We start from the raw sequence: 357 nt of genomic DNA, 5'->3' as shown, positions 1-357 counted from the left end.
CATCCTTGGCATCGAACAGGGCATAGCCCTGCGCTGCATCGGCAAGGCGCATCCGGTGCGAGATGATGTCACCCGGGTCCAGCTTTCCTTCCATGATCGCGTCAAGCAGCTCGGGCATCAGGCCCTGCACATGGGTCTGCCCCATCTTGAACGTGAGCCCCTTGTCGAACGCATCACCCAGCAGGAATCCATGGATGAAACCGGCATAGACCCCCGGAATGCTGACCACGCCGCCGCGACGTGCTGCCGCGATGCACTGCCGGATCGCAACGCCGCTGCTCCCTTCCAGCTTCACGGCGGTCAACGCTGACTCCAGCGCACTGCCCTCGGCCTCGAAGCCCACCGCCTCGATGCAGG

General features: G+C 64.1%; 1 pseudogene. It reads right to left on the bottom strand.

The features are described 5' to 3' along the window. Positions 1 to 357 (bottom strand): annotated as a pseudogene (locus EN850_RS34375) (glutathione-dependent formaldehyde dehydrogenase); the annotation flags it as partial.

Source organism: Mesorhizobium sp. M8A.F.Ca.ET.207.01.1.1, from assembly GCF_004794715.1.
Classification (GTDB): Bacteria; Pseudomonadota; Alphaproteobacteria; order Rhizobiales; family Rhizobiaceae; genus Mesorhizobium.
Note: the sequence above shows the minus strand (reverse complement) of the source record. Positions and strands in the feature narration are given on the sequence as shown.